Source organism: Mesorhizobium sp. BR115XR7A (assembly GCF_020165315.1).
Taxonomy (GTDB): Bacteria; Pseudomonadota; Alphaproteobacteria; order Rhizobiales; family Rhizobiaceae; genus Mesorhizobium; species Mesorhizobium australicum.
In genome coordinates this window covers 39,688-56,393 of the sequence record NZ_JAIUHW010000020.1, presented here as the reverse complement: position 1 = coordinate 56,393, position 16,706 = coordinate 39,688, and the positions used below count along the sequence as shown (strand labels likewise).

Sequence of the window (16,706 nt, the reverse complement as noted above, 5' to 3'; positions counted from 1 at the left end):
GAGCAATTGGCCTCGGACCGTCATTTTTTCAGGAACCTCTCCGAAAGCCGCTGTCCAGCCAGGCCCGCTTGGCGCTGATTGCCGAGCCGGATGGCATCAACGAGAGCAAGATATTCGTAGAGCCGTTCATCTTTCTGGACTGCTTCAGGCACACTCTTGAACAAAGGTGCAACCGACTGCCCCATGTCCCGCCCTTGGGCATAGGGCCATATGTGTATGTACTCGCCTCCGCTGACCAATAGCCCCTTCAGCATCGGCGCGGCGAACGCCGTCGGAATACCGCGCGTCATCGCGCCTGCCTTCGCGGGAAACACGAACTTCAGGCCGTGGACGATAAATTCATAGAGATTGCGGCGGTGAGGATTGGCCCGTCCCGTATCCCGGTCTTTAATGGCCAACCCCGATGAGAGACTGCGCTTTAAGGAGGCGTTGATCTCCGTCTTGCTGATACCTGTTAGGGATTCCAGCCCGCGAACAGAGAAGGGGTCCTCGCCCGCAAAGCCCCTACGCTGTTCCCCATGGCCCGCGAACTCTCCTTGCTCCTGCAAGCTCACGAGCTTCAGAAGCACCACGATATCCTGACTTTTCATTCCAATCATTGCAGCTTGTCCTCTGTCCTAGGACCAAGGACATTCCATCATTCGATGTCTCTCCTGTCAATGAGAACGCTAGGAGGGCGCCGCGGAAAGCCCAAAATACGTCGTTTTGAGCCGCCGGTACGTGGTTCGCCGGCAGCATGATGATTGGCTCAGGGCGCTCACCCTAGCGAAAGAGCATTCAAACGTCGTCGTCCGACTGGCGAGCGCCGCCGGCAGCATTGAAGCGGTCAATATCGTCGGCAGAAGAGCGTCCGAAAAGGGCTGTCGGTTGCTTCATCGTGGGAACGAAAAAGCGAGAGAAGCAGAACTTTCGTGTGCGATTTTTGCACCAGGCCCGTAACTGGCTGATTTTCCTTAAGTATCTGTCCAGTCCCGTCATGCGCCAGCTGATCCCATGACGACGCCATGGCACCAGCCAGCCCAAGGAAGAACCAGGCGTCTGATCTGGGGAAGGCTGTTTCAGGACTTTTGCGAGATCAGCGAATAACCGGCTCGCCATGGAAGCGCCGGCGCGAGGGCGGCGAGACGCCGAAGCCGACTTCCATCATCAGCCGTGGCGTGCGCGACGGTACGGTGCCCATATGAAAGCCGAACGGGTCTTCGACGAAGCCGAGGCCGGCTTCGCCGGTCAGCGTGACGGGGCTGTCATCGCCATAGACCTTGAGAACTTCCTGCGCCGGATGGCCGACAAGCAGCGTCAGCTGATGCTTGATGGCGCGGCGGTTATGACTGCCCCGCACATAGACATGCGGGCCGGTGCCTTCGTCGACCGGCGTCAGGTAGAAGAAGAATTTCAGCATCCTCCAGTCATCGAGATCGAAATGATACTTGCCGAGCGAGGCACGGTTCTTGTCGGCGTCGGAGGCCTGGCCGGTCGGGAAGCTCCACCACACCCGTGTGGTGATCAGTTTCGCCTGAGCGCCCAGATAATGCGCGGCGATGTCGAGCAGCAGCGGGTCGTTCTGGATGGCGACCGCTGCCTTGCAGCCGAGGATGTGTTCGAAAAAGTGGCCGCTGAGCAGCGAGCGGCCGAAACGCTTCTCGGCCTCGGCATGGTCCTCAGCCATGAATTCGAGACGGCGATCGAAATTGCCGAAACAAGGCGTGTAGCGGGCGAAGGCGGCGATCTCCTCATGGATGGAAGTCGGCAGGACGAGCCCGCAAAACAACCCGTCCGACCGCAGCGCCTCGACAATTTCCTGGCGATCGACGCCGGCAAACATGGTGTCGTGGGCATTTTGCGACACGCGAACCGGCTTTGCCCCACGCCAGTGCATCCGGCGCGCCGGCATGGTGCGGGCGAGCACGAACATCGGCAGCCATGCCGGGTTCTCGCGAATGTCCGACAGATAGGTCGGAATGCGCACGGCGATGCGGCGCAGCACGCCGCCGTTTCGCGCGATGGCCTCGAGACTGGCGGCGCCGGATTTGTCAGGGCTCGAAAGGGTCATGAAGGTCCTCAGCTATGAATGCAATATGATATCGACGAAGCATCGGTTCTCACTGCCTCGCCGCTGGTCCAAGCCCGATTCCCGCAACGGAAGGACGTTTAGGCGCGCGTCGGATTTTGTGCAACGCACAATAGCCTTGTGCGTGGCAAAAGCTGTTCGGATCGCCGTGCGCATCAGCCAATATTCCAGCGGCAGGCAAACGGGGCGGCGGCACTTAGAAAGAGCCGCCGCCCGGCTTGGCAGCTATTGGCGGACGAACAGCGGCTGGACGCTCGCCCATTGATCGGCGGTGCGGAAGCCGCCGCGTTTCGTGTAGCTTTCGACCGGGAATTTCATCCAGTTGGGCAGCCAGTTGTCGATCTTCTCGCGGCCGTTCTCGCCCGACAGGCAATCGCGGATGATCTTCTTTTGCGTCTTGACCTTCTCGGCGACATTGCCGTCGGCGACAGGCTTGCCGGCGAGGTCGGCCAGCATTGCATTGGCGATCTCCCTGTCGCGCAGCAGGTCGAAGAAGGCGTCGTCCGCTTGCCACCACGCGCCCATGTCGATGCCCAGATGGTTGCCGAGGGCCTCGACGATGGCGCTGCCGGCTTCGAGCGTCTCGGCCATGGCAAGGCTGAGAACGCGCATGACGTCATCGTCGCAAAGTGCCAGCAAACGGGCGAAGACGGCGGCAAGCGCAAAGGCGTCGCCATTGCCGCCGGCTATCGCACCCTCCTCGTCGGGCTGCCCAAGCAGCGCAAGCACCGCGCGCCGTTTTTCGGCGAATACAGCTTCGGCCCTGGACGCGGCAATGCTTGCCGCCACCGCTTCATTGGCGGTGCGCTGCGGCTCGCGGCGAACCTGCCACAGGCCCGAGCCTGCGATGGCATGCGCCACCATCAGGCGCAGCGCGACATCCGGATGGTCGAGCATGGCGGTACGCACGGCTCCGTGGCGGTGCAGATCGACATAGTTCTGCATCGGCCCGGTGAGTTCCGGCCGCGACGGCCTGGCTGGCGTTTCGTCGGGCTCGCCGCCCTCGCCTTGCGCGCGGGCGCGGCGGGCCTCCTTGCGCGACAGCCAGCCCTCATGGCACTCGACCGCGCCGCGATGCGAGACTGATATGAAGACCTTGCCGCCCTTCTTCCTCGGCGTCTTTTCGTGGTCCCAAGACTGGAAATGCTGGCCCGGTTCGAGCACGGCCACCTCGGGCCAGCCGGCTTCCAGATAGGCATCGCGTTTGGCGGCGATGGCCTCGTTCTGCTTTTGCCAGAACAGGTCGGCATCGGCGAAATAGCTGTCCTCGCCGAACAGGTCGCAGACGATCAGGCCCGGATAGTCCTCGATGGCAAACAGCGCCATCTTGGTGGAAATCGACTGGCCGCCGAACAGCCATTGCTTCAACTGGTGGCCTTGCGGCGCGTATTGCTCGGGGTCGGCATAAAGCGCCAGCCAATCCTTCTGCTGCCCCTTGGAGGCCATGGTCAGATGGCGCGCCGTCTCGGCGTCGATGTCCTCGCGCCGATAGGCCTCGCGGATTTTGGGCAGAAGATCGCCGAGCGCCAGAATGCGTTTGACCAGAAGCTCGGTGACGCCGAAGGTTGCGGCGATATCTGGAATGGTGCGGCCTTCCCTGATCAGCCGCGAAAACGTCTCCCACTGCGACACCTCGTCGGGATCGAGCCGGGCGAAGTTTTCGATCAGCGAGGCCTCGAGCGCGTCGGCGTCGTCGCCGTCCTCCATGATGGCGCAGGGCAAGGCATTGCGCTGGCCGCGCTCGTCGGCGAGCGACTTCGCGGCGAAATAGCGGCGCCGGCCGGCGACGATCTCGAAGCTTTCCGGCGTGCCGTTGGGCCGCACCAGAAGCGGCACCAGGACGCCGCGCGCGCGAACCGATGGCAAGATATCCGACACGTCGGGCGCGCGTTTGGAATGGCGCATGTTGAGCGCGGAAATGTTGAGCTTATCAAGCGGAATGTGGGCAAGTTGCATGGTTTGTCTCCTTGGTTGAGGGGTGGGATTTCCCGCCGCAGAGGCTGCAAGCCGGCGCGGCGGGACGGTTTTCGCGCCTAGCGGCGCGTCTGTTCCGCCGTGTCGGGCGGAAGCTTGGAATGGGCGTTGCCAAGGGCCTCTGCCGCCTGTCGCAGCAACCGCTCGGCTTCGGTGATGTGGCCGGCGCTGCACGCTGCCTGGGCGTAGACGGAGAGCGGAAACTCGGCCTTGAAGCCGAGGTCGCGCTCGATGCCGAGGCCAAGCCGCCCCTTGACGCTTGCAAGCTCGGCAAGGCTGACGCTGCCGAGTTCGGGGAAGCCGAAGCCGAGGTCGCAAAGGCCGAAAAGGGTGTCGCCGTCGGCGTCGAGTTCAGTGAGAAGCCAGGTTGCTGGCCCGGTCGGATCGAACAGTTTGACCACCGGGACATGGTCGGTTTCGGTGTCGGTTGCGCCATTGGCGAGCAGCCGGGCGCAAAGCTCGTCGGTGATCAGGATCATGGGAAACTCCTCTCAAAACGGTTCGAGTTGATTTCTGGCGTCATCGAACAGCCCGATATCGAGCGGCTTTTGCGCCGCGCGCGGGCGCATCGGCGCGTCCGCCAAAGGGCAAGGCGGTCGCGCGTGGTGAGCGGCCGGACACCGGGAATGAGCGTCTGCTCGCGGTTTCGGTTCGGTCTGCAGGGTGTCGGGATCGCGCGCGCTCATGCCGCGATCTCGTCTTGTTGCGCGCCTTGGGCCTCGGCGTTGAAGCCCAGAAGAAAATCGGCGGCCTTGGAGGCAAGGCTGGCGGCGCGGAAGATGGCGCGATTGTCCTCGCGCAGCATCGTCAGCCATGCGCCGATATAGTCGGCATGGCGCACGCTCGGCTCGATGCCGAGGGTCGAACAGACAAAGGCTGCGGTGATTTCGGCAACCAGTTCCTCGCGCGCATAGGCCTTGGAACCGAAGGCGCTGGAGAGGTCGCGCGCCAGCCGCGCCGGGTGGCCCGTCCAGTGGCCAAGCTCGTGGAAGCAGGTGCGGTAATAGTCGATCTGCTGAAAGAATGCGGGCTGCGGCGGCACCTGAATGGTGTCACTGCCCGGCATGTAGAAAGCGCGATCGCCGCCGATGCGGAAATCCGCGCCGCTTGCTCGAATAAGCGCCTCGGCTTGGGGGATGATCTCGCGTTCGGGCAGCGGCTCGACGTTGCGGTAAAGGTGCGCGGGCAGGCCGTCGCACTGCGCGACGTTGAAGACGGTGAAGCGCTTCAAGAAAGGCACCGCCTGCGGCTCGTCGCCGTCTGTCCTGGCGCGCTCCTGCTCGCCCTTTGGGACAAAGCGGTCGGCATGCACGATTGTTGTGCCGCGCTCGCCCTTCCTGACATTGCCGCCAAGGGCAAGCGCCTGCCGGAAGGTCAGCCAGTTCTGGCCGGGATAGCTGCGCTCGATGACGGCGCCCCACAGGATGAGGATGTTGATGCCGGAATAGCGGCGCCCGGTGGCCGCGTTGCTGGGCAGGCCGAGGTCGGCCTTTGCGCTGCCCCATGGCTTGACCCATGGCACGGTGCCGCGCTCCAGTTCGGCAATGATGCGGTCCGTGATTTCCTGATAAAGGCTGGCGCCCGGGCGCCCGCCCCTGCCCGCGCCAGCCTCTCGGCTGCCGGAACGCTGGTGTTTTGCACGCATCGTCTGGTCCTCCGCTCTTCAATCCCGCGCCTTTCCCCGGAAGCGGGGTGGGCGGCGAGACGCGACCGGAAAGGCCCGCCGTCGGAGGCGGACCGCATCCGAAGGACCGGAACGAAGAGGAGGACCCGAAGCGAAGCGAAGGGTTGCGGGATGCCGCGGCGGGCCTAGAAGGGAGTGCCGCCCACCCCGCGCCGCCGGGAACGGCCAACGAACAAACCGCGCCGGCCGACAGGGCGGCGACCGTCAGCAGCCGACAGGCTGCCCGCGCCAGGGGGCGAAGCCGGATGGCCGAGACCGCCGGAGCCTGGCGAAGAAAAAGCGGGCTCGGTTCACGAGCACCCGGCACGCGCCGTCAGGCGCGCGGGCGCATCAGATTTCTGCGCCGTGCGGACATCGGTTTGGCGTTCCGGTCGCACTCGTTCAATCAGAACGAGGTCTTGATGCCGACCATCACCGTCGCCGCGGCAAAATCGCCGCCGATCCAGTCGTCTTCGCCGCCAGTCTCTGCGCCGGTCGCAATGTCATAGGTGTTGTAGTCGCCGCGAGCGGTGAACACCTTTTCGTAGGAACCGGAGACGAAGAAGCTGGTCCGCTCGTTGTACTGGTAGCCGACGCTGCCGCCGACCATCAGAACCGGCGCCGCTTCGAAATCATCCTCGAAGCGCAGGTCACGCATCCAGTGATGATCGGTAGCGCCGGCGGAGAAGGTCGTGCCGCCCTTCAGCGCAAAGCCGAAGTTCCAGCGATCCTGGACATAGGTCGCATCGATGCCGGCGAAGGCGACCGGCAATTTCTGCTGGTAGCTGATGGCCTTTGCGTCTCCTGGGAAGTCGCCAACCGAATCCCGGAAGCCGGCAACGCTGTAGACATAGGAGCCGCCATAGGCAGTCCACTTGACCGAGGTGTACTTGAAACCACCGTTGACGTTGATCAGCAGCTGGTCGCTGACCTGGAAATCGTGGCCGAGCGCGACGGTTGCCGAATAGAAGTAATCAAGATCGGTGTCGGAATGGCGCGAACGGTCGCTCCAGTCGTTCCAGCCATCATTGGTCGAGAATGGCGGGATCCAGTCATAGTCTTCCATGTAGCTGTTGCCGCTGAAGGCGATCTGGCCGGAAAGCTTGGCGGTCCAGCCGGCCTCGCTGCGCGCCGTCATCTCGGCTGAAATGACCGCAGAGGTGCTTTCCCAGATAAGGTGGCTCAGCTTCGAGCCGCTGCCGGGAGCCTGATAGACTAGCTCGTTGGCCTCGATGTCGATGACGCCGACGCCGCCAACGAAAGAGAAATTGGGATTGTAGGGCGCCGGTTCGCTCGCCACCGCGTCGCTGGCCATCGCCGGCCAGGCAGCGAGCAACGCTGCCGCTCCACCAAAGACTTTCGCGTACAATTTCATGGGACTACCCTCATAGGAATCATCGTCGGCTATACGCAGCGTAACCGGGTGCACGTCAGGTGCGGTCGTCTATGCAGCGCCCCTGTAGGTGGCGAAATTGCCGCCCTCGGCTCTGTTCCTCAACACTCAAGGAAACGCCGTTGACGTGACCCGATTGACGGCGGTTTTTGCCGATGCGTTCCGGGCGGCCGGCGTGACGGGAACCCTGCATTATCCGAGGCACACATTTGCGATGACGATGCTGGTACGATTGCAGCGTCAGGCAGCGACCACGCCGGACCTCAATCCGCTGAGATCGTGCAGGTTGCTTTGAGCAGCCCATAGCAAACTCTCTAGTCTAGATAATCCGATAGAGCCGAGGGCCGAGTTCCTCGAACCCGTTGCGCAGATAGAAATCGAGCGTGCGCTTCCATTTTGGTTGCCTGGGCGCTGCAAGCTCAAGTCGCTTCCAACCACGCGCACGGCCTTCCCGCGAGGCGACCTCAAGCAGATGAGGGGCAATCCCTTTGGAGCGCTTTTCGGGTCGAACATACAGCTCCGAAATATAGCCGAACTTACCTCCTGCATAGATCGCCGTGCATTCATTCAGCACCATGATGCCGACCGGCTCGTCATCTGCACTTGCGATCACGGCGACCACGCCAGCGTCGGCAAGCATTATCTGCGCGCTTTGTCTCACGTCGTCGGGCGCGGGCGCTTTCCCGCCAGTGAGTTCATCGAGTAGCGCGTGAATAAAACGGACGACCGTCCCTGCGTCCGTTGCGTTGGCGCGGCGCGTAGATATGGAAGGCATATTTTCTCCTGCTAGTGGTCAAAATCCCGAGTCACGCTGCTATCCGCGCAGATCCGACTCACTCTTTTAAGTAACTCTGACGAGTGAACAGCATTTTTCATCGAAAATATGATAAAAGAATGCAAAATATATATTACAAGCATGCAGGATTACGGATGACTTGAGGTCAATTGCGCAGATAGGGGACCTTCTTACAAAAAATCAACCCGGTCACATCGCAACTGCACGGTGAAGCCCCTTGCCGAGGTAAGATGAAGCTGCAAGTCGAAAAGGGCCTGAGACAAAAGATGCAGCCTGAGATGCTCGTGCGGCCAGAACGCTCGGACAATGCAGTCGAGCAAAGAGGACATCCGTAACGGGCGGCGAGAGCGCTCGACGGTCGCCACAACTCATTCGGCGCCAGCCGGAACACGAGCCGAGCCGACCGGTGCGCAGAGGCTGGTCGCCGCGCCGATCAAGTCGGACACGTCGGCCTCGGTCGTCGCGAAAGAGGTGACGAACCTCACGATCCCGGGCTCCCAGCGATCATGGTAGAAGCGGAATCCCATGTCGAGCAGCCCCCGGATCAGGGACGTGGGAAGTCGGCAGAACAGTATATTGGCCTCGGGCCGCTGCTGGATTTTCACGCCTGGCACCAGGGCCAACCCCCGCGCGAGCGCCGATGCCATCGCATTGGCATGGACCGCGTTGCGAAGCCAGACACCGTCCCTCAGATAACCGTCCATTTGCGCCGCCATGAAGCGCATCTTGGAACTCAACTGGCCGGCCCGCTTGCGGCGAAAGGCGATCGTGCTCGCGAGATCTCTGCGAAACGAGACGACCGCATCGACCCCAAACGTTCCGTTCTTGGTGGCGCCAAACGACACTAGGTCGACGCCGGCCTTCCACGTCATCTCGGCCGGCGAGCAGCGCAGAGTGACGAGGGCGTTGGCGAAGCGAGCACCGTCCATGTGGAGCGGCAGGTTCGCTGACCGGCAGATATGTCCGATCGCCCTGATTTCGTCGAGCGCGTAGACCGATCCCATCTCGGTCGCCTGCGTGATGCTGACGCTGGAGGGCTGGACCGAGTGGATATCGCCCACCATGCGCGTTGCATTGGCCGCCAAGGCGTCGATGGCGATTTTGCCAGCCTCGCCTGGAAGCTGCACCAACTTCGCACCGGCGGTGTAGAACTCCGGCGCGCCGCACTCGTCGCGGTTGATGTGTGCGTCGGCGTGCGAGAGGATGCTGCCCCATGGCGGCGTAATCGCCGCGAGCGCCAGCGCGTTCGCCGCCGACCCCGTCGAAACGAGGAACACGTCGACCGCATGCTCGAACACCTCGGCGAGCTGGCGCTCGACGGTATGCGTCAGCTCATCGTTGCCGTAGGGAAGCGCCTGACCCGACGCGCACGCGGTGATGGCTGCGATCACCTCGGGGGAGACGCCGGCGATGTTGTCGCTGGTGAAGCCGCGGGGGCGGGTCTGCTTGCTGTCGCTCATGGTCTTGACGCTCGTTTCATCCATTGAGCGTCCAAGCTAGACGGTTCGCCGCGCGCTTTATTGAACGATATTCAAACGGAGAGGTAACGCGCCGGCGTCACCCCCAACACCGCTTTGAAGTGCCGGGTCAGGTGGCTCTGGTCCGCGAACCCTACCGCGACGGCGACCTCGGCGACCTGCTGACGTCGCCTCAGCAGCCGTCGCGCCTCGTCGATGCGGACCTGGATCAGGTAGCGGGTGGGGGGCAACCCGAAATGCGCCTTGAAGCCATCGATCAACGTCGCCTTGGAGCATCCGGCGAGGGCGGCCAGGGCGGCGAGCTGCAGGACTTCGTCAAAGTGGGCATGGATGAAGTCACGCACGTCGCGGAACCTCGGCGGCACGAATTTTGGCCCAGCAACGCGCGACCCGCCGACTTGTGCGAAAACGCGGCGCAGGAAGCGGATCAGATGCTCCTCGATCTCCAGTGCCGAGCTATGCTCATGTTCAAGGAGGCGCCAAAACGCGCTGAGGCCGTGTGCAACTGGGGCATTCTCCTGGAACGGGCTTTTGAAGTCGATCGTTCCGGGTTCGGTTTGGCTGCTGTCCTCAAGGACTTGCCGGACAAGGCCTTCGGGCATGTAGAAGATCTTCTGGCTCCAGCCAAGATCGTCACCAGCGCCCCCGAAATGCGGTTCGCCGGGCGCGAAGGTCGCGACGGTGCCGCTACCGGCGTGCCAAACCTCACCTCGGCACCAGACATCATGGACGCCTCGCTCGATCAGCCCGATCAGATACTCGTTGTGGATATGCTTGGAGAAATCCTGCCGGTGATAGTCCGCCGCCAGGTAATCGAGCCCACCAAGGACATCGGAGTGCTTCATCACCGCACGATTGCGCGGCGGCCGGCCCGGAGGTTCAGAACGGCCACGCGCCTTTTCGTCGCATTCTACGGCGGTATCGGCCACTTGATGGATCAATCCAGGTCGGTCGTCACAACGATATCGTGCTCTCGTCGCGAATTTCAAACCGAAGCAGGATTAATTGCCGCCCGAAGAGGGGCCTGCTGCAGGGCGGGCAGCGGATTGGCGGGATTAATCGTGTTTCAAGCTTGGGAAGTGGACCCGAGCGACGCGTGGCCGGATGGCCGATATCGAGAAGAAGACCAAGCGCTATCCTCTCCGATCTGACGGATGAGGAATGGTCGCGGATACAACCGTTCCTGCCGGGCGCGGCCAAGACCGGGCGGCGCGTGGTATTGAACGCGTTCCGCTACATGGCCCGATCGGATGGCGGCTGGCGCATGCTGCCAAAGGATTTCCCGCCCATATCGGCCGCGGTCGAGACGCCTTACGGATACGCCCACGGACTGCGCGAACTGGCTGGAACGTTCCCCGGCCTGACGACCGAGCAGCAGGCGCCGATCAAGGCGCTGAACGCAGAATACGCCAAAACTCGAAGCCGAGGACGAGCGTGCCAACGAACTGCCGGCCGATGTTGACGAACGGCTCCCAGGGGCGGCTACGGCTGCACTCATTGTCGGATCTTCGACGAAGTCGGACATCCGACACAGCGCTATCGGAGTGACCGCATTGTTCTGCAACGATTTTCTCATTTGGCACGACACATGCGGGGGCTATCCCGCATGAGCGCTCCGTCAATCTCGATTGATGCGAGCAGGATTCAATCAAGGCGCAGTGCGTCGCTTCTGAAGATCAAGGAGAGAAAAGTATGGCGAGAGCGCGAATTGGCGTGGCGCGGGCAATGACAGCGGCTGTCGTCCTCATCGTTGCGGGACAGGCCGGCGCGGCAGATGTTGGGCAAGCCGCGAGCGTCCCGCAGGCAGAAGCCTGCGTCGCGGAAGCGCCAAGCCCCTGGCAGATCCGCCTGCGTGCGTTGGGGGTGATCACCGAGGATTCGGGCTATGTCAATGCGGTGCCCGGCTCCGGTCTTTCGTATTCGAACACCGTGACGCCGGAACTCGATATCTCATATTTCTTCACGGACAACATCGCCGCCGAACTCATACTCGGCACCACCTATGCCAACATCGATGGCCAGGGTGCGATCGGCGGGCTGGGCAAGGTAGGCAAGGTTTGGCTGCTGCCGCCCACGCTCACATTGCAGTATCATTTTACCGATTTCGGCGCCTTCGAGCCCTATATCGGCGCCGGCGTGAACTATACGATCTTCTATCATCAGCAAGCCGGCAGCGCCGATGATCTCAAGGTCAAGAACACATTCGGCGCCGCGCTGCAGGTCGGATTCGACTACATGGTGGACGAGCACTGGGGCGTCAACTTCGACGTGAAGAAGCTTTTCCTCAAGCCCGACTTCGACGTCACTGTCGCCGGCGCCAAGCTCACGGGCAAGGCCAAGCTCGATCCCTGGTTGATAGGCGCAGGTCTCACCTACCGCTTCTGAGGACGAAGCACACTGGGGGGGGCACTTTTCGAAGTCCGCGCGCGGATCTTCCGTGCCGAGAAGTGGACCCGCGATGGTCTTGAAGGAGTTGTTGGCATGCGTGTAGAAAACGATCATTGCGACGTGATCGGTGTGCCGGCCGCTCCCACGCAACTTGATCGTCTTTCTTCTGCGATTCTGCGGCAGGGGGGGATGGCGCGAGTGTCGCTGCCAGGCGATGTGGTGACCTGGGCGGCAGCCCGTCACCAGACGCTCAGGCAGATGCTTTCCGACCAGCGTTTCAATAAGGACTGGCGACAGTGGCGGGCGCTGCAGGACGGCGAGATTCCCGAGGATCATCCGCTGATCGGGATATGCAAAGTGGACAACATGACCACGGCGCACGGCGCCGATCACCGGCGCTTGCGCGGCCTGCTGTCCAGCAGCTTCGCGCCCAGTCGTATCGCCTTGCTGGCGCCACGGATCGAACAATGCGTCGATCGACTCCTGGCCGAGATGGCGCAGCGCGGCGGCAGTGCCGATCTGATGTGCGAGTTCGCCGCTCCGCTGCCCACCAACGTGATCGCCGAACTGTTCGGTTTGCCGGACGAACAGCGCGAAGAGATCGTCGCGCTCACCTACAGCCTGGCCAACACCTCCGCCACAGCCGAAGAGGTGCGACAGACGCGGCAGCGCATCCCGGAGTTCTTCCGTCGCCTGATCGCGCTCAAGCGGGGCCAGCTCGGCGATGATCTGGCTTCGGCCCTGATCGTCGCGCGTGACAAAGGCGAGCTCGTTTCCGACACCGAGCTCATCGACATGCTGTTCATGGTGCTCTCTGCGGGCTTCGTGACCACCGCCGGCGTCATCGGCAATGGCGTGCTGGCATTGCTGACGCATCCGCAGCAACTGCACCTGGTGCGCAGCGGCCAAGTTCCGTGGTCACAGGCGATCGAGGAGATCCTGCGCTGGGGCAGCTCAGCGGCCAATCTGCCGTTCCGCTATGCCACCCAGGACGTGGAGATCGACGGATGCATGGTCCGCCGCGGCGATGCCGTCCTGATGGCGTTCGATGCGGCGAACGGGGACGAAAAGGCCTTCGGTCCTGGCGCCGACAGATTCGATGTCACCCGGCGGCACAACCCGCATTTGTCGTTCGGCGAGGGGCCGCATTCCTGCCTGGGCGCTGCGCTGGCGCGCCTGGAATTGCGCTGCGCCTTCCCCGCGCTGTTCGGGCGGCTGGAGGATCTGGCGCTGACCATCGCTGCGGAGGACGTCGTCTACATGCCGTCTTACGTCATTCGCTGCCCGCAGCGCCTGCCGGTCAGCTTCCGCCCTTCCGTCGCTTAGAGAGTGCCGCATTCACCCCGGATTCGGTGATTCTCGGTTCGCCGGGGTGGCTGGTCTCGCACGAGGGGGGCGAGCATGCCCGGTTACGCACGATCGTGGCGCCGGCCTTCAGCAATCGCAGGGTGAAGCTGCTCGCGCAGCAGGTCGAGGCGATCCCCGCGCAGTTGTTCGAGACGCTGGCGGCCCAGCCCCAGTCCGCCGACCTGAGGCGCCACCTCTCCTTTCCGCTTCCGGACATGTTATCAGCGTGCTGATGGGCGAGTGCGCAAGCACGCTGAGCAAAGCCGAGCGGGGAACAAATACCGGGATTCCCGGCGGACCGTGACGGCCTCGCCCCACTTTACGCTCTTGAGCCCGGCGACCTCGATCTGATCCGGCGTCGCCGATGGGGACAAGGATCTCTCCGAGCCTGCACTGATAAGAGGCGGCATCGTAAGCGGCTTTGGGCGAAAGAGACCGATCAGCGCAAGGGCACTATTCGCATCATCACATAAACATCTCGTTATATGTATTGACAAGGAGCGAAGCTGCTGTGATTGTGCGCATGTCGTGGTTCTCCGCGCGGCACTGCCGTAGCGGAGCTAAGAGGGAAGCCGGTGCGATGCCGGCGCTGCCCCCGCAACTGTTAGCGGCGAGCCAAGCCCATTGGTGTCACTGAGGCGAACGGCCTCGGGAAGACGGGCAGAGGCTTTGACCCGCGAGCCAGGAGACCTGCCACGACGAACAACGTCCACGGGCGGGGTGTCTCGGTGGCCGCAGTAGCCCGGCTTCGTGCCGCCTGCTCGCGCGTTCCTTGTCCCCACGCCCCAACCATCGGGGTATGGCATGACTGTCTCTCAACAAATTCCTGTGGCAACGCTCGGCGTGCCGCGTATCGGTCGACGGCGGGAACTGAAATTCGCGCTTGAAAGCTACTGGTCCGGAAAATCTCCCGCTGCCGACCTGCTCGCGACGGCGAAGGCGCTACGCGCCGCCAGCTGGAGGGAGCAGCACGATCGCGGCGTGTCGAAAATCCCGTCCAACGATTTCTCGCTTTATGACCATGTGCTCGACACCGTCGCCATGGTCGGCGCCGTGCCGGCACGATACGTCTGGACTGACGGCGAGGTCCCACTCGATACCTATTTCGCCATGGCGCGCGGCAACCAAGATCAGGCCGCTGATTGCGGACATGCCGGTGACGAGCATGCGGCCAACGGGCATGGCCTTGCCGCGATGGAAATGACCAAATGGTTCGACACCAACTATCACTACATTGTGCCGGAACTTACCGACGATCAGAGCTTTGCCCTCTCGTCGGCGAAACCGGTCGATCATTTCCTCGAGGCCAAGGCGCTCGGCATCCACACGCGCCCGGTCCTGCTTGGACCGGTTACCTTTCTCAAGTTGGCGAAGTCACCTGAGGAAGGTTTCAACCCTATCGCGCTCCTGCCACGGCTGCTGCCCGTCTACGAGGAGCTCCTGCGGAGGCTGAAGCTCGCGGGAGCCGATTGGGTGCAGATCGATGAGCCGGCGCTCGTGGTCGATCTGGTTCCCAACGAACGGGATGCGCTCCAATTCGCCTACTGCCGGCTGTCAAAAGCAGCACCGGAGTTGAAGATCATGGTCGCTACCTATTTCGGATCGCTGGGAGACAATCTCGAGACCGCGATTTCTCTGCCCGTGGCGGGACTGCACGTCGATCTCGTGCGCGCTCCAGAGCAGTTGGAGACCGTCGGCCGGCTCGCGCAGAAGGACCTTGTGCTCTCGCTCGGGCTGATCGACGGCCGCAACGTCTGGCGCGCGAACCTGCCTGCCATGCTTGACCGCATCAAGCCGATCGTCGCCGGTTGGCCGCGGGACCGCGTGGAGATCGCCCCGTCCTGCTCGATGCTGCATGTGCCGATCGACCTGGACATGGAGACGGCACTCGATGCGGATGTGAAATCGTGGCTCGCCTTCGCGGCGCAAAAGACCGACGAGCTGGTCGTGCTCGCCCGTGCGCTGGCCGAAGGCCGGGACGCGGTCGCCGCCGAACTAGAGGCGTCGGCTGAGGCTGCCGCCGCTCGCGCGACATCCGCTAAGGTGCATGATCCGCTCGTCGAAGGTCGGGTCGCCAGCATCAAGGTCGCCATGACGCGCCGGAAGAGCGCATTCGACGTGCGCTCCAAGCTTCAGGGCGACACGTTTGGCTTGCCATCCTTCCCCACCACGACGATCGGCTCCTTCCCGCAAACAGCCGAGGTTCGCAAGGCGCGGGCAGCCCATGCCAAGGGCGAGCTGAGTTACGTCGACTATGAGGCCTTCCTGAAAAAAGAGATAGAAGCCGCCGTTCGCTGGCAAGAAGAGATCGGACTCGACGTGCTGGTCCACGGCGAATTCGAGCGCAACGATATGGTGCAATATTTCGCTGAGCAGCTCCGCGGCTTCGCCTTCACGCAACACGGCTGGGTGCAGAGCTATGGCTCGCGCTTTGTGCGCCCCCCGATCATCATTGGCGATGTGTCGCGACAACAGCCGATGACGGTACACTGGTGGCGATATGCCCAGTCGCTGACGCCGAAGCCGGTGAAGGGCATGCTTACCGGCCCGGTGACGATCCTCAACTGGTCCTTCGTCCGAGACGACCTTGCCCGCTCAGCCGTCTGCCGCCAGGTCGCGCTCGCCATTCGCGATGAAGTGAGCGACCTCGAAAAGGCCGGCGCCGGGATGATCCAGATCGACGAAGCCGCACTGCGCGAGGGCTTGCCGCTGCGCGAGGCCGAGTGGCAGGCCTATCTCGACTGGGCCGTCGAATGCTTCCGGCTGGCTTCAACGGCGGTCGGCGATGCGACCCAGATCCACACCCATATGTGCTACTCCGAGTTCGGCGATATCGTGGACGCGATTGCCGCAATGGATGCCGATGTGATCTCCATTGAAACCTCGCGCTCGCAGATGGAACTGCTCGATACGCTTCGAACCTTCAAGTATCCGAACGAGATCGGTCCTGGTGTCTATGACATTCACTCGCCGCGAGTCCCGGAAGTGGGCGAGATTTCCAACCTTATCATGCTTGCGCGCGATCGATTGTTGGATGGCCAACTGTGGGTGAATCCCGACTGCGGTCTCAAAACGCGCAGATGGGAGGAGGTCCGCCCTGCCTTGGTGAACATGGTGGCTGCAGCACGCGCAATTCGGGAAAAAGCGCGGACGGCGTAGGGCTCGGTGCCACTCGCCGGCGGTGAGCGGCAACGCCACACACCGGGCAATCTTGGGGTGAGTCCATCCGGCGCACCCAAGGCAATCGAGCTGCCCGTGACGAAGCGCCTCGGCAAGCTTGGCCTGGCCGCGGCCCTTGTTACGGCGCGTCGAAGTCAGCTTTCCAGACGCCGGCGTTGGCTGGCGATCGAAGCAGGCTTCGGTCTCAAATGAGCCGGCCAGAAACGAGGCGGCTCACCGCCAGCCAGTTTCGGATTATTCCGTATTGGGATAATCCAGTGTCACTATCATCTCCCCGACCTTGGTCGCCGAACCCCGGTCCCGACCATCGGGAGAGGCATTGGCGATCACGCGCCGCCGGTCCGCGGAGCGTGTTCCGGGAAATCGGATGCAGGGCCAAGCTGGGGGAAGGTTCAAACGGCACTTCCGGAGACTGTTGA

General features: G+C 62.8%; 13 protein-coding genes, 2 pseudogenes and 1 riboswitch. Of the genes and pseudogenes, 5 read left to right on the top strand and 10 right to left on the bottom strand.

Features of this window, described 5'->3' with window-relative positions; genetic code table 11:
- Window positions 1-20: 20 nt before the first annotated feature.
- From LB557_RS29720 to LB557_RS29675, 10 genes are all read right to left on the bottom strand, one after another.
- Complete coding sequence (locus LB557_RS29720) at window positions 21-590, bottom strand: hypothetical protein (protein WP_027033350.1); 570 nt, start codon at window positions 588-590, stop codon at window positions 21-23.
- A 485-nt stretch (window positions 591-1,075) separates the two neighbouring features.
- Entirely contained in the window at window positions 1,076-2,050 is a 975-nt protein-coding gene (locus LB557_RS29715) for a hypothetical protein (protein WP_027033349.1), read from the bottom strand.
- A 243-nt stretch (window positions 2,051-2,293) separates the two neighbouring features.
- Window positions 2,294-4,024: a ParB/RepB/Spo0J family partition protein gene (locus tag LB557_RS29710; RefSeq protein WP_027033348.1), complete on the bottom strand. Its 1,731-nt coding sequence runs from the start codon at window positions 4,022-4,024 to the stop codon at window positions 2,294-2,296.
- Between the two features lie 77 nt (window positions 4,025-4,101).
- Entirely contained in the window at window positions 4,102-4,521 is a 420-nt protein-coding gene (locus tag LB557_RS29705; RefSeq protein WP_027033347.1) for a DUF2958 domain-containing protein, read from the bottom strand.
- Window positions 4,522-4,533: 12 nt separating this feature from the next.
- Window positions 4,534-4,728, bottom strand: a complete 195-nt coding sequence (locus LB557_RS29700; RefSeq protein ID WP_152536317.1) for a hypothetical protein — start codon at window positions 4,726-4,728, stop codon at window positions 4,534-4,536.
- The gene (locus LB557_RS29695; protein ID WP_027033346.1) at window positions 4,725-5,687 is read right to left on the bottom strand and encodes an ArdC family protein; all 963 of its coding nucleotides are present in this window, start codon (window positions 5,685-5,687) and stop codon (window positions 4,725-4,727) included. Before LB557_RS29695 ends, LB557_RS29700 begins: the two co-directional genes overlap by 4 nt.
- A gap of 424 nt (window positions 5,688-6,111) precedes the next feature.
- The gene (locus LB557_RS29690) at window positions 6,112-7,080 is read right to left on the bottom strand and encodes an omptin family outer membrane protease (protein ID WP_027033345.1); all 969 of its coding nucleotides are present in this window, start codon (window positions 7,078-7,080) and stop codon (window positions 6,112-6,114) included.
- 337 nt (window positions 7,081-7,417) lie between these two features.
- Window positions 7,418-7,873, bottom strand: a complete 456-nt coding sequence (locus LB557_RS29685; protein ID WP_027033344.1) for a GNAT family N-acetyltransferase — start codon at window positions 7,871-7,873, stop codon at window positions 7,418-7,420.
- A gap of 389 nt (window positions 7,874-8,262) precedes the next feature.
- The gene (locus tag LB557_RS29680) at window positions 8,263-9,378 is read right to left on the bottom strand and encodes a threonine aldolase family protein (protein WP_027033343.1); all 1,116 of its coding nucleotides are present in this window, start codon (window positions 9,376-9,378) and stop codon (window positions 8,263-8,265) included.
- Window positions 9,379-9,425: 47 nt separating this feature from the next.
- Complete coding sequence (locus tag LB557_RS29675; RefSeq protein ID WP_027033342.1) at window positions 9,426-10,301, bottom strand: AraC family transcriptional regulator; 876 nt, start codon at window positions 10,299-10,301, stop codon at window positions 9,426-9,428.
- Window positions 10,302-10,476: 175 nt separating this feature from the next.
- Between LB557_RS29675 and LB557_RS29670 the strand changes: the two are divergent.
- The 5 genes and pseudogenes from LB557_RS29670 to metE all read left to right on the top strand — a co-directional run.
- Window positions 10,477-10,660, top strand: a pseudogene (locus LB557_RS29670) (transposase); the annotation flags it as partial.
- 404 nt (window positions 10,661-11,064) lie between these two features.
- Window positions 11,065-11,757: an OmpW/AlkL family protein gene (locus LB557_RS29665; protein WP_027033341.1), complete on the top strand. Its 693-nt coding sequence runs from the start codon at window positions 11,065-11,067 to the stop codon at window positions 11,755-11,757.
- Between the two features lie 96 nt (window positions 11,758-11,853).
- On the top strand, window positions 11,854-13,086 hold the full coding sequence (locus LB557_RS29660) for a cytochrome P450 family protein (protein WP_027033340.1): 1,233 nt from the start codon (window positions 11,854-11,856) through the stop codon (window positions 13,084-13,086).
- Window positions 13,053-13,328 (top strand): annotated as a pseudogene (locus tag LB557_RS29655) (cytochrome); the annotation flags it as partial. The gene LB557_RS29660 and the pseudogene LB557_RS29655, both read left to right, overlap by 34 nt.
- A gap of 291 nt (window positions 13,329-13,619) precedes the next feature.
- Window positions 13,620-13,820: riboswitch (cobalamin riboswitch) on the top strand.
- Between the two features lie 115 nt (window positions 13,821-13,935).
- Window positions 13,936-16,266, top strand: coding sequence for a 5-methyltetrahydropteroyltriglutamate--homocysteine S-methyltransferase (metE, locus tag LB557_RS29650; protein ID WP_027033338.1), 2,331 nt, complete (start codon window positions 13,936-13,938; stop codon window positions 16,264-16,266).
- Window positions 16,267-16,706 lie beyond the last annotated feature (440 nt).

What these genes read in the sequence shown, in the direction of transcription:
- LB557_RS29690 (WP_027033345.1), bottom strand. Translation starts at nt 7,080, where the DNA reads ATGAAATTGTACGCGAAAGTCTTTGGTGGAGCGGCAGCGTTGCTCGCT.
- LB557_RS29705 (WP_027033347.1), bottom strand. Translation starts at nt 4,521, where the DNA reads ATGATCCTGATCACCGACGAGCTTTGCGCCCGGCTGCTCGCCAATGGC.
- LB557_RS29720 (WP_027033350.1), bottom strand. Translation starts at nt 590, where the DNA reads ATGAAAAGTCAGGATATCGTGGTGCTTCTGAAGCTCGTGAGCTTGCAG.
- LB557_RS29715 (WP_027033349.1), bottom strand. Translation starts at nt 2,050, where the DNA reads ATGACCCTTTCGAGCCCTGACAAATCCGGCGCCGCCAGTCTCGAGGCC.
- LB557_RS29685 (WP_027033344.1), bottom strand. Translation starts at nt 7,873, where the DNA reads ATGCCTTCCATATCTACGCGCCGCGCCAACGCAACGGACGCAGGGACG.
- LB557_RS29660 (WP_027033340.1), top strand. Translation starts at nt 11,854, where the DNA reads ATGCGTGTAGAAAACGATCATTGCGACGTGATCGGTGTGCCGGCCGCT.
- LB557_RS29700 (WP_152536317.1), bottom strand. Translation starts at nt 4,728, where the DNA reads ATGAGCGCGCGCGATCCCGACACCCTGCAGACCGAACCGAAACCGCGA.
- LB557_RS29695 (WP_027033346.1), bottom strand. Translation starts at nt 5,687, where the DNA reads ATGCGTGCAAAACACCAGCGTTCCGGCAGCCGAGAGGCTGGCGCGGGC.
- LB557_RS29665 (WP_027033341.1), top strand. Translation starts at nt 11,065, where the DNA reads ATGGCGAGAGCGCGAATTGGCGTGGCGCGGGCAATGACAGCGGCTGTC.
- LB557_RS29680 (WP_027033343.1), bottom strand. Translation starts at nt 9,378, where the DNA reads ATGGATGAAACGAGCGTCAAGACCATGAGCGACAGCAAGCAGACCCGC.
- LB557_RS29710 (WP_027033348.1), bottom strand. Translation starts at nt 4,024, where the DNA reads ATGCAACTTGCCCACATTCCGCTTGATAAGCTCAACATTTCCGCGCTC.